Below are 12,884 nucleotides of genomic sequence, written 5' to 3'. Positions count from 1 at the left end.
TAGCTAATACTTTATTAATTGATGTGATGGAATTCGGACAGACAAGTGCGTGGCACAAGAGGTCACACTCGGGGCAACCCAGCGCCCCGAAGCCTCCCCTAGCGGTGGTCGATGCGCTTGGCCACGAGGTCGCAGCTGCTCTGGATGGCCTGCACCAGCACCACCAAAAGCACGATGGTCAGGATCATCACGCCGTCCTCGTAGCGGTAGTAGCCGTAGCGGATGGCGATGTCTCCCAGGCCGCCGGCACCCACGGCACCCACGATGGCGGTGTATCCCAGGACCGAGATGAGCGTGACCGCCACGCCGCGCACGATGGAGGGCAGGGCCTCGGGCAAAAGCGCCGAGAAGACCACGCGGGGGACGGTGGCGCCAAAGGACTCGGCCGCCTCGATGGAGTCGCGCGGGACCTCGGCCAGCGACTGCTCGATCATGCGCGCCACGAAGGGCGCGGCCGAGAGCACCAGCGGCGGGATGGTCCCCCGCACGCCCACCACCGTTCCCACCAGCGCCTTGGTCATGGGCATGACCGCGACCAGCAGGATGATGAAGGGGATGGAGCGGGTCATGTTGACGATCCATCCCAGCACGGCGTTGAGCGCGCGATGGGGCCTAAGACCTCCGGGGACCGTCACATAGAGCACGACGCCCAGGAAGGTGCCGATGAGGTAGGCGATCGCGGTGGAGAAGAACAGCATCGCGAGCGAGGCCAAGAAGCCCTGGGCGAGGAGCCCCGAGTACTGGTCGAGAAGCGACTGCAGGCTACTCATGCCAATCACCCCTTCCGAGCAGGGCGCGGGTCGTGGGATCCTGGGGGTTGGAGAAGACCTCGTCCACGGAGCCGGTCTCGACCAGCTTGCCGCGCACCAGCACGGCGACGTCCTTGCAGATGCTCTTGACGACATCCATGGAGTGGGTGATCACCAGCATGGTGACATCGGTCTCCTGGTTGACCTGGCGCAGGGTGTCCAGCACGGAGGCGGTGCTCGCAGGGTCCAGCGCCGAGGTCGCCTCGTCACAGAGGATGTACTCCGGGTCAAGGGCCAGGGCACGCGCGATGGCGACGCGCTGCGCCTGCCCGCCCGAGAGCTGGGACGGGTAGGCCCCGGCCTTGTCTGCCAACCCGACGCGGTCCAGGAGCTCGAGGGCATGTCTGCGGTCCGCCTCGGTGACACGGCCGTTGGCGGCCAGGAAGGGGAAGCAGACGTTCTGCAGCGCCGTCTTCTGCGCCAGGAGGCCGAAGCCCTGGAAGATCATGGCGACGCGGCGACGGTAGCTGCGCAGCGCGGCGCCCTGCAGGTCGGTCACGTCCTGACCGTCCACCACGATGCGACCCGAGGTCGGGCGCTCGAGGAGGTTGACGCAGCGCACGAGCGTGGACTTGCCCGCACCCGAGATGCCTATGATGCCAAAGACGTCGCCGTCGGGAATCGTGAGCGAGACGTCCCTCAGGGCGTGCTCCGCAGGGGCTCGGCCCGGTGCGTCAAAGCTCTTGCTTATGTGTTCCAGAGATATCAAATCGTCACTCCACTCGCGAGATGCATGGAGGGCAGGCCCCCTGCCAGGGACCGCCACGTGGAAAGCCCGGTCCCTATGCGCGAAGGCAAGGGCGCCCGGGCTTGGGCATCCTCATGTCCATCCCAGGGATGGCCGGGAGCGGGGTGGTATGTGAGCTCCTGTCATTCATCAGGTCCTATATCTTAGGCGGGAGGGGTACGAGTCACAAATACCAAGTTCCACTAACTGGTTATCTGCCATTTCGATAACAGGCGAGAGGAGATGGCGGCCGCACTCGAAAGCACGTCTAATCCGGCGGCACACCGTGCCTGGCAGGGCCACCTGCCTTGGCGGCATGCCAGACACGCCGACGCGGGGGGGACAGCGCGCGGCAGCAAGAAAAGCGCGCGAGCTCGACGGTGACCGTCAGCTTTTCCTCCCTCGTTCGTGTTGTTGGTAGATGGAGCCATCGAGGACATGCGGAAACGACACGCGAAGGGAGGTCCCATGAGGCAAGGAGCCAAGGGCGGGCACGAGCGCGCCGTCCAAGCGGAGGCCAGGCGCGTCGTCGATGCCTATTCGGACATGGTCCTGCGCCTGGCCATGAGCTACCTGCACTCGCTGCAGGACGGCGAGGACGTGTGTCAGGGCGTCCTTTTCAAGCTGCTCTGCCACGAGGGCGGCTTCAAGAGCCCGGAGCACGAGAGGGCCTGGGTCATACGCTGCACCGTCAACGCCTGCAAGGACCTGCTCAGAAGTGCGGGGCGCAAGAGACTGGTGCCACTTGACTCCGTGGCGGAGCCCACGGCCGCGCCAGACGAGGAGCCGGGCCGCTACGACGAGCTGCTGGAGGCGGTGCGAGAGCTGCCCGAGGCCTACCGACTGGCAGTGCACCTGCGCTACCTGGAGGGCTATGACATCGCACGAATCGCGGCGATCACGGGCGACAGCACGGCAGCCGTGACCAAGCGTCTGAGCCGCGCCCGCCAGATGCTGAGGACCAGATTGGGGGAGCATGATGAACGAGCTGTTTGACGACTACGCCAAGGGAATGGGCAAGTACTCGCTCTCTGAGGACCAGAAGGACCAGATGGCACGGCGTCTGGCAGATGCGGTGCTGGCAAGGGAGAGGGACAGCGCGAGCGCGGTGGGGACCGCATCCGGCGTCACGCGTCCTGCCACCCGCAGGCACGCCTGGTGGCGCGCCGCCGCGGCGGCCGCGGCGCTGACGGCGGCCCTGGGGCTGGGCGGGGTGGCCTATGCCACCGGCACCCTCACAGACGTCCAGGGGATCTTCGACGACATCTTTGCCGGCGCCCCTGCCGCGACCGAGGTCGTGAACAAGGTGGGACACCCCCTCGACGCAACGAGCTCGGGCGGCGGCATCACCGTCACCGCCGACGCGGTCATAGGCGACCGCTCCAACTACGTCGTCGTGCTGAGCCTCGCCAAGGACGACGGCACACCCTTCGAGGGTCTGAGCGCCACCAAAGACGGCAAGCTCAACCTCATGTTCGGCACGGAGGACGTGATGGTGGACGGGGTCCGCGGCGCCTACGGCAGCAGCTACTTCTACGACCGCGACCCCAGTGACAACTCCATCCAGTTCGTGCGCCAGATCTCGCTCGTGGACAGCCAGAGCCTCGTGGGCAAGACCATGCGCGTGAGCCTGGGCGACCTGCGCCTCCTCGACGACTTGGGTTCCGTCAGCACGCTCGCCGACGGCAGCTGGAAGCTCAAGTTCAAGATGGACTACGAGGACAGCAGCATCGACCTGCCCGCAGGCCAGGGCATCGAGGTCGGTGGCATCAAGGGGCAGCTCAAGAGCGCGTCCCTCTCGTCCATCGCGCTCAAGCTGGGCTACGAGCTCGACGAGGCGGCCAACGTCCCCGAGGGTCCCAGCGGCAGGATGGGCGACCAGATGTCCGCGCGCATGGACCAGCTCCTCGACCTGGGCACCGTGACGCTCAACATGAGGGACGGCACGACGGTCGAGGTCTCCGACGACGGCGGCGGGAGCTTCGACGGCAACTCCGCGACGTCGACCACGGTGGAGAAGAGCATCTTCCTCCCCCAGGCCATAGACCCCACGCAGGTTGAGTCCGTATCCCTGGCGGGAGCCACCATCCCCGTGACGTAGGGACACAGGAGACAGGCGGCAGCGTGGCAACGAACGATGACGCAGCGCCACGCAAGTGCAAAGAACAGGCGAGAGGGACCGCGCGTCCCTCTCGCCTTCCCCTTGCCCCAGATTCGGTGGCCTCTCCCTAGAAGATGACGGCAGTGAGGCTGACCACGCCATCCTTCCAGCCCGCCCGGATGCCGCCCTCGTACTGCTCGCAGATGCGCTGCGCGATGGAGAGGCCGATCCCGTAGCCCTGTTGGTTGCTGTGGGCCTCGTCCGCACGGTAGAAACGCTCGAAGAGGCGCGACCAGTCGTGACCCTCCCCCCGGGCAAAGCTGTTGGAGACCACGATCCTCGCGCCCCGCCTCCTGCGACCCGAGAGCGCGGCGCGCCTCACGGGGGACACCGACACCTGGATGCTGCCGCCCTCGTCGCAGTACTTGCAGGCGTTGTCCACCAGGAGGCGGACGAGCTGCACCACGCGCTCCACGTCCGCGAGGGCCATGACCCCGGGCTCGAGCTCGCTCGCCAGGCTCACGCCGCGCCGCTGCGCCACCGACTCGAAGGGCTCCAGCGCCTCGCGTGCGGCGGCGGAGACGTCCACCTCGCAGAGCTCCTGGGAGTCCGCCCACTCGTCGGCGCGTGCGGTGTCAACCAGGTCCCTCACCAGACCGTCCAGGTAGTCGACCTGCCTCAGGGTCGAGCTGGTCCACTCTCCCTCGCCACCCAGGGCCTCGAGTATCTCGGTGTTGGCGCGGATCACGGCAAGCGGCGTCTTGAGCTCGTGGCTCGCATTGGTCACGAACTCGCTCTGGCGACGGGCCGCCTCGAGCTCGGGCTGGATGGCGCGACGCGAGAGGAACCACACGATCACGAACGAGAGCAAAAGCCCCGCCGCCAGGAAGTCCAGGGTGAGCGAGAGGACCTCCCTGCCCTCCCCCAGCTCCACGCTGCCGTCCACGAAGGCCACGACGTGCCCGCCGCCGTCGGCCTCGGCCACCTTGTAGTAGTAGTCGCCAATCGAGCCGGAGCGCAGGAGCGAGGGGATGACCGCCTGGGCGAGCTCCTGGGCTTTCTGGACGTCCATGTCCTCGTCGTAGCCCCCCACCAGCGAGCTCAGCCTGCCGTCGGCGTCAACGGTCACGAGCAAGTAGCGCAGGACACGCTGCGACTCAACGAGCGAGCGGCCGTCCACGGGCTCCTCGATCACGCCCCCGCCCTGGATGATGGCGTCGAGCACGCGGTCCATGCGCGACTGCGCGAGCACGATGTGGGCGCCGTTGACCAGCACGGCGATGAGGAGCATGGCCACGAAGAAGGCGGCGAGCATGATGGCGATGATCTTGATCCTGAGCCGCTGTATGGCACGTGCGCCCATCGATCGCTGCCCCCTACTCCGCGCTGAGCCTGTAAGAGCCGTCCTCGTCGCGCACGATGGTGGCCTTGGACGCCACCGAGGCGAGCTTCGCGCGCAGGTACGAGACATAGAGCGCCAGGGTGTCCTCGTCCGCCTCGTCCTCCCCCTCCCAGACGCGTCCCAGGATGAAGCCGGGTCCCAGCGGTCGGTCGGCATTGAGCACGAGCAGCTGCAGGAGCTCCATCTCCTTCACGGAGAGGCGCACCGTGTTCTCGGCTGACAGCTCGAAGCTGTCAGCCCTGAGGCGCAGGTCGGCGTAGCTGAGGTCACGCGAGGAGTAGTCCGAGCGACGCTTGGTCATGGCGCGCACTCGGGCGAGGAGCTCGCGCATGGCGAAGGGCTTGGGCAGGTAGTCGTCCGCGCCTGCGTCGAGCCCCGCCACGCGGTCGTCCACCTGGGCCTTCGCCGTGAGCAGGAGGACCGGCGCCACCACGCCGCGACGGCGCATCTCGGCCAGTGCGGCAAGCCCGTCCATGCGCGGCATCATGATGTCCAGGATGATCGCATCGAAGCTCTGGGACATGACCAGGTCGAGCGCCTCCTGCCCGTCGTAGGCGGGGACCACCTCGTAGCCGTTCTGTTCCAGGATCGCCTGGAGCGCGCGGTTGAGGTCGCGCGTGTCGTCCGCAACCAGGAGCCTCATCGCCCCTCCCCTCCCGTGGCGCGCTCGCCGCGGATCATGTCGCGTATGGCCTGCATCGAGAGGTCCGTCGAGGCGAGCTCGTCGGCGCAGCGCTTGAGCTCGCTGGTTATGAGCCTGAGGTCCCCGTCCAAGTCACGCTTGTACTTGAGCTGGTGCTCCAGCGAGGCCCAGGTGTCCATCGAGACGGTCCTGACCTGGACCTCGGCGAAGAGGCCCGATTCGAGCCTCAGCAGCAGATGGTAGCTGCGGTAGCCGTTGGGCTTGACGTGGCGGATGTAGTCCTTCTCGCCCACGACCTCCGCTCCCGGGAGGCGCGCGATGGCGTCGCGCATGAGGTAGACGTCGCTCAGGAAGGCACAGACGACGCGCACGCCGATGATGTCCCTCACGTGGGCGAATGCAGACTCCGCGCTTGGCTCGAGGCCCTTGCGCAGGCACTTCTCGCGTATGCTCTGGGGCGTCTTGACGCGGCCCAGGCAATGCACCACCGGGTCCTCCCCACGGGAGTCCCTGAGCTCCGCGCGCAGGCGGTCGATGCGTTGGATGAGGGAGGCGAGCTCTGACTCCAGCTCGCCCAGGCGACCCCCGTAGATGGGGTCCTCCGCGGTCGTGGCCACGGCGTCGGCTTGCGTCGGGCCCTGGCCCGTGTTGGTCTGCGTCATGAATCAGCCCCTTGCGCTTGAGGTGTGAGAAGAACATACCCAAGGTCCTTGCGCCCGTGTCGGGCCAGCCGGCGAGCGATGCAATCGCCACAAGGGATAGACTGGTTGGACCCGCACCCATAGTCCGTTGGGGTCGCACCAAGAGACCATCAGGAGCCGCACCCAAGAACCGCCGGGTCCCTCACCCAGGACGCCGGGCACGCGGCCCGGCGGCATGCTTCGCAAGGAGACGCGCATGAGAATCACGCTCGCCATAGGACTTCTGCTCGCGGCCATAGGCGCCTACCTGCTGGTCACCGCCAAGAACCCACTCGCCCGCCAACGCGAGGGGGCCCTTGCCCGACAGGACCGCATCGGCGCGCGCACCAGCGGGATCATCGACCTCTCCGCTGCGGCGGGCCTCGTCGTGCTGGGAGTCTTTCCGCACGCGACGATAGCCGCCTCCGCCGTGATAATCGCCGGCTTCGCGGTGGCCTTCGTCTACCAGTCCCAGGCCCGCCGGGGCTAGGCCTCGAGGAACCACTTCCACGCGGGGACCTGTCGTATCCTCCGGTTCCCCTGGACGTAGGACGCCTCGTCGCCCCCCGCGACGACGAGCGTGGCCTCCTCGAGCCCCGTCTCCTCCAGCGCCTCCCAGAGCGCGCGAAGCTCCCTCGTGCGCGTCGTCTCGTCCTCGACGCCCACGCTGACCTGCACGAGCTCCAGCGCATCCTGGAACATCACGTCCCCCACCACGAAATCGACCTCGTAGCCGTGCCCCCTCGTGACGAAGGAGGAGACCGACTCCGCACGCGTGCCCACGTTCCTACGCCTCAGCTCGAGGTACACGGCGTCCTCCAGGCGCTGCCCGAGCTCGTTGGAGTTGGCACGCCCATTGGCGAGCGCCAGGCCCGGGTCGATCGCATAGACCTTGGGGGGCTTTCTCGTGCCCTCGGCCAGGGCATACGAGAACTCCTGAACGCGAAAGACCAGATAGGCCTGCTCGAGGTAGTCCAGCAGGGTGGCGAGGAGGGCACGACTCGTAGGAAGCCCAAGCGCTCTGAGGTCGCCCTCGGCGCGGCGGACCGAGAGCGTCTTGGCATTGGTCCCCAGCACCCGACGCGCGAACACGCTCGCCACGCGCGGACGGGCGAGGGCATGGCGGTCGACGACATCCCTCACCACGACGCGCTGCACGTAGCCCTGCAGCAGCGACACGCGCTGCGCCGTGGGCAGCCCCAAGGCGGCCGGGAACCCGCCCTCCTCAAGATAGGCATCGAAGAGCCGCCGCAGGCTCAGCCGCTCGAGAGTCGAATGCGCCGGACCAAGCGAGAGCCCCGGCTCCTTCGCCCCGACGTATTCCCTGAACGAGAGGGGAAGCAGCTCGAAATCGATGGCCCGGCCCCTGAACTCCGTCGATATCTCCTGCGAGAGCATCTTGGACGACGAGCCGCTGACGTAGATGGTCGCCTTGGTCGTATCCACGACGCGTCGCAGCCACGCGCCCCAGCCATCCATCTCCTGCAGCTCGTCCAAGAAGAGGTAGGCCCCCTCCTCCAAGGCCGAGGGGCAGGTCGAATAGAACGTCTCGAGGACCTCGTCGCCTATGGCGGGCGTGACGGGGTCGAGCCTGTCATCCTCGAAGTTGAAGTAGCAGATGCGATCCCATGGCACGCCGGACTCGTGGACCCGAAGCATCTCCTGGAAGAGGCGATAGCTCTTCCCGCTGCATCGCATGCCCACGACGACCTTGACGAGGTTTCCCCTGCGTGGCGGCAGCGGATCGCCCAGGTCGAGCATGCGTTCGTGGATGGGCAGGTAGTCTGCTATGTCGAAGCCCCTGATCTGCTCGGCTATGAGTTCGTTCATGTTCATCCCTCCCTATCTGGCAATATAATCTTACCAGTTAGATTTTAAACTGGTAACTTCATCTTGCCAGTTAGGTATTGTTGCAGGTAGAGATGGGCAAAAGCCGGCGTGGCGAGAGTCGCTTCGGCCCGCCGCCCGGAACCGCCGCCCACATGCGCCGAGCGCGCGGCCCCTACTCGTCGTCCGGGAAGCGCACGCCCGCCTGCCTGCGCGCCTCGTCCATTACGGCGAGCGAGTCCAGGGTCACCCGCTCGAAGCGGGCCACCCGTGCGAGTGCCGCCTCCTCGCCCCGCGCTGCCGCGGCAAAGAGCTCCAGCTCGCAGACCATGTCGTTCTGGGGCACGTCCGCACGCACCAACTCCTCGCTCCCGCCCACCGTCGAGTAGGCCATGCCCACGTCCTCGTGGTGGACGAGCCTGAGGTCGCGGGGGCAGCTCGTCTCGTCCCAGAGGAGGGTCGCCTCGTCGCCCATGACCTGGGATCCCAGGAGGTCGTCCCCCACCTTGCTGTAGCTGAGCTCTACCACCTTGTCCGCGTACTCCAGGGCAATGCTGCCCGCCAGGTCAACGCGCTGATAGGGGGACTCCGACCCCCAGGGCACGTCGATGGTGACCAGCGAGGCCCGCACCGCCTCCGGGCGACCGAAGAGGGCCACCGCCGGCTCGACGCAGTAGACGCCTATGTCTACGAGGGCGCCCTCGCCGAGCGCCGGGTCGAACTGGTTCACGTGCTCGCCGGCGCGCAGCCTTCCGATGCGCGAGGTGACCTTGCCGAAGCGCAGGCTTGCCTGGGTCACCCTGCCCAGTCGCCCCAGCGCGCCCTCGATGTTGTCGAAGCCCTGGGTGTGCAGGTTGCGCATGGCCTCCAGGCATACCGCGCCGTTGGTATGCGCGGCGTCGAAGAGCTCCTTGGCACGTCGCTGGTTGGGGGCCAGGGACTTCTCCACCAGGACGTGCTTCCCGGCGGAGGCGAGGACGAGTGTCTGCGGGACGTGCAGGCCGTTGGGAGAGGCGACGTAGACAGCGTCCACCTCGTCCGACGCCGCAAGCGCCTCCAGGTCGTCGAAGAAGAGGCGCGCGCCGCGAGGGCGACCGAAGCCCTCGGCCCGCGAGAGCTCGCGGGAAAAGGCAGCGACGTACTCGACGTCCGCCACCTCACCCACGGCCTCGACGAGCCGCTGAGCGATGGCGGACGTTCCGATGGTGGCTATGCGTAGGGCTGGCATGGTGGCTCCTCTCGCTTGGGTGGATGGGAACGCAGCCGGGACGCGGCGAGTGCCAGCCCGGCCCGTGGCGTCACTACTTGGATGCGCCGCGGGCGGCAGCGACGGCCGCGGCCATCTTTGCCGGGTCGTTGAGACGGTCGGTCTCTATGCCCGTGTTGAGGGCGACGCCCCAGGGCGCAAGCCGGCCGATCGCGCCACCCAGGTTCTGGGGCGTGAGGGCGCCGGCCAGGATGTAGGGACGGCACACGCCCCCGGCAAGCTCCCAGTCGAAGGCGACCCCTGCCTGCCATCCGCCATAGAGCATGACCAGGTCGGCCTTGCTCTGGTTGGCGCGCTCCACGTCCTCGGGGCCGGCCATGCGGATGGCCTGCACGATGGGAATGTCCACCAGCTCCCGCAGGAAGGTGATGTAGGGGTTGCCTTCGTTTCCGTGCAGCTGCACCACGTCCAGGACCTCGTCCGCGAGCTCGCTCACGTAGCCCAGGGGCTGGTCGACGAAGATGCCCACGGCGGGGATGGTGGGGTCCAGCTTGCCCACGAGCTCGCGCAGGCGGTCGCGGTCCACGTGTCGGTGGGAGCTAGGGTAGTTGACCACGAAGCCACAGAGGTCGGGCCTGAGTTCGTTGACCGTGGCGACGTCCTCGTCGCGGAAGATGCCGCAGAGCTCGACCCTCGTGTAGGGGTCGGGGTTGTAGAGGATGTCGTGCGTGACGATGGTGGTGATCCTGCGGCCCAGCATGCAAAGCCCCTCTCGCCAAGAACGAAGCGTGCGCACCCCTGCATCATCGCACGAGAGGGAGCCCGGACGGGCGAGAGGGGCGGGCGGCCTAGGCGCGCGGCTCCCCTCCCCTGGCGAAGAGCGCGATCATCTCGTTGGTGAGGCTCGAGTCGTCGGCGGGATCGAGGGGGACGTCGGCGCGGCGGACCCAGCCACCCAGCTGGAGCTCGTCGTGGTCGACGTGGATGGTGGGGTCTCCGTCGACGTCGCAGAAGAAACCGGCGAGGAGGGTGTCGGTGAAGGGCCATGGCTGGCTCTTGTAGTAGCGGACGTTCTTGACCCTGAGACCCACCTCCTCCCTGACCTCGCGCGCAACGCACTGCTCCAGAGTCTCGCCCACCTCGACGAAGCCGGCCACCAGCGCGTAGTGGTTGTAGGCGCGGCCGGCGTACTTGGTCATGACCAGCTCGTCGCCGTTGGTGATGCCCACGATCACGGCGGGGCAGATCTTGGGGTAGAGAACGTTGCCGCAGGCGGGACAGGCGAGCTCCCGGCTGGTGGCGACGTGGCCCAGCTCGCTGCCGCAGTGCCCACAGTAGCGGTTGGAATGGTACCAGTTGCGCAGCTGGTAGCCAGTTATGCCGGCGAAGGCCAGACAACGGGGCCGAAGGAAGCGGAACTGGTTCACGGGCTCGAGGCGGAAGCCCTCGGGCAGCTCCTCGCTGCCACGGGGGCGCGGATTGCGCTCGGCCATGAAGAAGCGACGGTCGTCGATCGAGAAGAGGTAGCGTGGGGCGAGGTCGGGGGCGGAAAAACCCCAGTCGCGCAGGCGCGGGAGCTCGAGCTCGCCCGTGCCGCCATCCAGGCGCACGACCGCCTGGCCGCGACCGTAGGCCAGCACGTAGTCCTCGGGCCGCGCCTCGAGCGGTCGATAGGCGTTGTCGAAGGCGTAGCTGCCGATGTCCTGGATCACAGGTCCTCCCCCGTTGGCTGTCGGGGAAACATGATACGTCTGCCCGCGACCACGGGGGGCAGGTGTGGGAAAGCACAAGCAAATCGACGTCTTGGGGCATCTGGGGAGAGATGGCTGCGGTTTGCTTGTGGGCTGCGGCTTGCTCGTGTTTCTCAACGGTCCAAACACAAGCAAAGCGGCGTCTCACGCCCCATAAAGCAGAAACGGCGCAGTTTGCTCGCGTTTCTCTCCCAATGAAACGCGAGCAGACCGCGCCACCACAAGCAGACCGCTCCCGCGCCGTGGCCCTACAGCATCTGCCGGTAGATGTCCTTCAGCGCGGGATACATGCTGTGCCAGGTGCTGTAGTGCCCCCGATAGAGCGCGATGATCTCCTTGTTGGGAAAGACCGTCTGCTCCTCCACCCGCGCGAGGCGGTGCGCGCACTCAGCCACGTCGGGAAAGGCCCCGCAGCAGACGCTCGCGAGCATGGCCGCGCCGAAGGCCGGGGCCTGGGGCGTCTGGGGAATCTGCAGGGGGATTCCCAGGACGTCGGCACAGATGGCCCTCCAGAGCGGGCTCGTGGCGCCGCCGCCGCAGATGGTCGAGGCCATGACCTCGACCTCCTCCGCACGGGCAATTTGCAGGCAGTCGCGCAGGGCGAAGGCGACGCCCTCCAACACGGCCTGGGTCATGTCGGCGCGGGTGGTGTCCATGCGCAGGCCCACGAAGGCGCCGCGCGCACGCGGGTCGTTGTGGGGGGTCCTCTCGCCCATGAGGTAGGGCAGGAAGTAGACGTCGTTCTGGCCCAGCTTGCCGCCGGCGACCAGCGCCTGCTCCGCGTCGTAGGAATCGGCACCCAGGATGTCGTCCATCCACCACTTGTTGCAGCCGGCGGCGGTGAGGATGCAGCCCATGAGGTTCCAGCCACCGTCGGCCGAGCAGAAGGAGTGCAGGGCGTTGTGCTCGTCCACCACGCAGCCGTCGGTGGTCATGAGGATGGTCCCGGCGGTCCCCATCACGATGTTGCAGCGGCCCGGGCCCACGGCGCCCGTGCCGACGGCGGCGGAGGCGTTGTCTCCCGCGCCGGCGCAGACCAGCGTCTCCTCGGGCAACCCCAGCTCGCGCGCCACCCCGGGAAGGAGGGTCCCCAGGGGCTCCCAGCTCTGGTGCAGCTGAGGGAGCTGCCGCTCGCGCAGGCCGCAGATAGAGAGCATCTGACGGCTCCAGCAGCGGTTGCGCACGTCGAGCAGGAGGGTGCCCGAGGCATCAGAGAAGTCCGTCGCGTGCACGCCCGTGAGGCGGAAGTTGACGTAGTCCTTTGGGAGCATGACCTTGCGGATGCGGGAGAAGTTGACGGGCTCCTCCTCGCGCATCCACAGGAGCTTGGGCGCGGTGAAGCCCGCGTAGGCCACGTTGCCGGTGTAGGAGGCGATGGTCCTGCGGCCCACCTCGCGGTTGAGGTAGTCAACCTGGTAGCGGGTGCGGCTGTCGTTCCAGAGGATGGCCGGGCGGATCACCTCGTCGTCCTTGTCCAGCACGACGAGGCCGTGCATCTGGCCGCAGGCGCCGATGCCGGCCACCTGGCTGGCGTCAAAGCCCCGAAGCAGCTCGGGGATGCCCTGGCGGACGGCGTCCCACCACAGGATCGGGTCCTGCTCGCTCCAGCCCGGCTCGGGGAAGCTGATGGGATAGCTGCGGCTCCTGATGTTGAGGACCTCGCCGTCCTCGTCCATGAGCAGGAGCTTCGTCGCCGAGGTGCCGATGTCCAGTCCGATGAAGTACATGGGACGCCCC

Annotated in this window: 13 protein-coding genes and 1 pseudogene; 3 read left to right on the top strand and 11 right to left on the bottom strand. The window is 67.4% G+C overall.

Going from position 1 to position 12,884, the window contains the following annotated elements; translation table 11 throughout:
- Positions 1–98: 98 nt before the first annotated feature.
- The gene (locus HMPREF1008_RS04455) at positions 99–770 is read right to left on the bottom strand and encodes a methionine ABC transporter permease (protein ID WP_009278646.1); all 672 of its coding nucleotides are present in this window, start codon (positions 768–770) and stop codon (positions 99–101) included.
- Positions 763–1,518: a methionine ABC transporter ATP-binding protein gene (locus tag HMPREF1008_RS04450; protein ID WP_009278645.1), complete on the bottom strand. Its 756-nt coding sequence runs from the start codon at positions 1,516–1,518 to the stop codon at positions 763–765. Before HMPREF1008_RS04450 ends, HMPREF1008_RS04455 begins: the two co-directional genes overlap by 8 nt.
- 486 nt (positions 1,519–2,004) lie before the next feature.
- Here HMPREF1008_RS04450 and HMPREF1008_RS04445 point away from each other — a divergent pair, with 486 nt between their 5' ends.
- Together HMPREF1008_RS04445 and HMPREF1008_RS04440 are read left to right on the top strand one after the other, a co-directional pair.
- A complete protein-coding gene (locus HMPREF1008_RS04445) occupies positions 2,005–2,532 on the top strand; it encodes an RNA polymerase sigma factor (RefSeq protein WP_009278644.1) in 528 nt (175 codons plus the stop codon).
- Positions 2,513–3,637, top strand: coding sequence for a DUF4179 domain-containing protein (locus HMPREF1008_RS04440; RefSeq protein WP_083823480.1), 1,125 nt, complete (start codon positions 2,513–2,515; stop codon positions 3,635–3,637). Before HMPREF1008_RS04445 ends, HMPREF1008_RS04440 begins: the two co-directional genes overlap by 20 nt.
- A gap of 127 nt (positions 3,638–3,764) precedes the next feature.
- On the opposite strand, the gene HMPREF1008_RS04435 is transcribed toward HMPREF1008_RS04440, so the two are convergent.
- The 4 genes and pseudogenes from HMPREF1008_RS04435 to HMPREF1008_RS04425 form a co-directional block, all read right to left on the bottom strand.
- Positions 3,765–5,000 (bottom strand): cell wall metabolism sensor histidine kinase WalK, encoded by a 1,236-nt coding sequence (locus HMPREF1008_RS04435; RefSeq protein ID WP_009278642.1) that lies wholly within the window; start codon positions 4,998–5,000, stop codon positions 3,765–3,767.
- A gap of 13 nt (positions 5,001–5,013) precedes the next feature.
- The gene (locus HMPREF1008_RS11065) at positions 5,014–5,340 is read right to left on the bottom strand and encodes a helix-turn-helix domain-containing protein (protein ID WP_369750398.1); all 327 of its coding nucleotides are present in this window, start codon (positions 5,338–5,340) and stop codon (positions 5,014–5,016) included.
- Between the two features lie 15 nt (positions 5,341–5,355).
- Positions 5,356–5,682: pseudogene (locus tag HMPREF1008_RS11060) on the bottom strand (response regulator transcription factor); the annotation flags it as partial.
- The gene (locus tag HMPREF1008_RS04425) at positions 5,679–6,344 is read right to left on the bottom strand and encodes a GTP pyrophosphokinase family protein (RefSeq protein WP_009278640.1); all 666 of its coding nucleotides are present in this window, start codon (positions 6,342–6,344) and stop codon (positions 5,679–5,681) included. The gene HMPREF1008_RS04425 and the pseudogene HMPREF1008_RS11060, both read right to left, overlap by 4 nt.
- Before the next feature lie 235 nt (positions 6,345–6,579).
- On the opposite strand from HMPREF1008_RS04425, the gene HMPREF1008_RS04420 reads away from it, so the two are divergent.
- Positions 6,580–6,852: a hypothetical protein gene (locus HMPREF1008_RS04420; RefSeq protein WP_009278639.1), complete on the top strand. Its 273-nt coding sequence runs from the start codon at positions 6,580–6,582 to the stop codon at positions 6,850–6,852.
- Here HMPREF1008_RS04420 and HMPREF1008_RS04415 read toward each other — a convergent pair.
- The 5 genes from HMPREF1008_RS04415 to xylB all read right to left on the bottom strand — a co-directional run bounded on the left by HMPREF1008_RS04415 (position 6,849) and on the right by xylB (position 12,874).
- Positions 6,849–8,192, bottom strand: coding sequence for an ATP-binding protein (locus HMPREF1008_RS04415; RefSeq protein ID WP_009278638.1), 1,344 nt, complete (start codon positions 8,190–8,192; stop codon positions 6,849–6,851). The genes HMPREF1008_RS04420 and HMPREF1008_RS04415 overlap by 4 nt on opposite strands.
- Positions 8,193–8,364: 172 nt before the next feature.
- Positions 8,365–9,417 carry a Gfo/Idh/MocA family protein gene (locus HMPREF1008_RS04410; RefSeq protein ID WP_009278637.1) on the bottom strand — a complete coding sequence of 351 codons (1,053 nt, stop codon included), beginning with the start codon at positions 9,415–9,417 and terminating at the stop codon, positions 8,365–8,367.
- Between the two features lie 73 nt (positions 9,418–9,490).
- Complete coding sequence (locus HMPREF1008_RS04405) at positions 9,491–10,156, bottom strand: phosphoribosylanthranilate isomerase (protein ID WP_009278636.1); 666 nt, start codon at positions 10,154–10,156, stop codon at positions 9,491–9,493.
- An 88-nt stretch (positions 10,157–10,244) separates the two neighbouring features.
- Positions 10,245–11,108 (bottom strand): NAD(+) diphosphatase, encoded by an 864-nt coding sequence (gene nudC, locus HMPREF1008_RS04400; RefSeq protein ID WP_009278635.1) that lies wholly within the window; start codon positions 11,106–11,108, stop codon positions 10,245–10,247.
- A gap of 287 nt (positions 11,109–11,395) precedes the next feature.
- The gene (gene xylB / locus HMPREF1008_RS04395) at positions 11,396–12,874 is read right to left on the bottom strand and encodes a xylulokinase (RefSeq protein WP_009278634.1); all 1,479 of its coding nucleotides are present in this window, start codon (positions 12,872–12,874) and stop codon (positions 11,396–11,398) included.
- Between the last annotated feature and the right edge of the window lie 10 nt (positions 12,875–12,884).

The sequence above is a fragment of the Olsenella sp. oral taxon 809 str. F0356 genome (assembly GCF_000233535.1).
In the GTDB taxonomy this organism is placed as follows: Bacteria; Actinomycetota; Coriobacteriia; order Coriobacteriales; family Atopobiaceae; genus Olsenella_I; species Olsenella_I phocaeensis.
This window is presented reverse-complemented; position numbering and strand designations above follow the sequence as displayed.

Excerpts from the sequence above, each read along its gene's own strand:
- HMPREF1008_RS11065 (WP_369750398.1), bottom strand. The coding sequence starts at position 5,340 with ATGACCAAGCGTCGCTCGGACTACTCCTCGCGTGACCTCAGCTACGCC.
- HMPREF1008_RS04440 (WP_083823480.1), top strand. The coding sequence starts at position 2,513 with ATGATGAACGAGCTGTTTGACGACTACGCCAAGGGAATGGGCAAGTAC.
- HMPREF1008_RS04410 (WP_009278637.1), bottom strand. The coding sequence starts at position 9,417 with ATGCCAGCCCTACGCATAGCCACCATCGGAACGTCCGCCATCGCTCAG.
- xylB (WP_009278634.1), bottom strand. The coding sequence starts at position 12,874 with ATGTACTTCATCGGACTGGACATCGGCACCTCGGCGACGAAGCTCCTG.
- HMPREF1008_RS04415 (WP_009278638.1), bottom strand. The coding sequence starts at position 8,192 with ATGAACGAACTCATAGCCGAGCAGATCAGGGGCTTCGACATAGCAGAC.
- HMPREF1008_RS04405 (WP_009278636.1), bottom strand. The coding sequence starts at position 10,156 with ATGCTGGGCCGCAGGATCACCACCATCGTCACGCACGACATCCTCTAC.
- HMPREF1008_RS04435 (WP_009278642.1), bottom strand. The coding sequence starts at position 5,000 with ATGGGCGCACGTGCCATACAGCGGCTCAGGATCAAGATCATCGCCATC.
- HMPREF1008_RS04425 (WP_009278640.1), bottom strand. The coding sequence starts at position 6,344 with ATGACGCAGACCAACACGGGCCAGGGCCCGACGCAAGCCGACGCCGTG.
- HMPREF1008_RS04445 (WP_009278644.1), top strand. The coding sequence starts at position 2,005 with ATGAGGCAAGGAGCCAAGGGCGGGCACGAGCGCGCCGTCCAAGCGGAG.
- HMPREF1008_RS04455 (WP_009278646.1), bottom strand. The coding sequence starts at position 770 with ATGAGTAGCCTGCAGTCGCTTCTCGACCAGTACTCGGGGCTCCTCGCC.
- HMPREF1008_RS04420 (WP_009278639.1), top strand. The coding sequence starts at position 6,580 with ATGAGAATCACGCTCGCCATAGGACTTCTGCTCGCGGCCATAGGCGCC.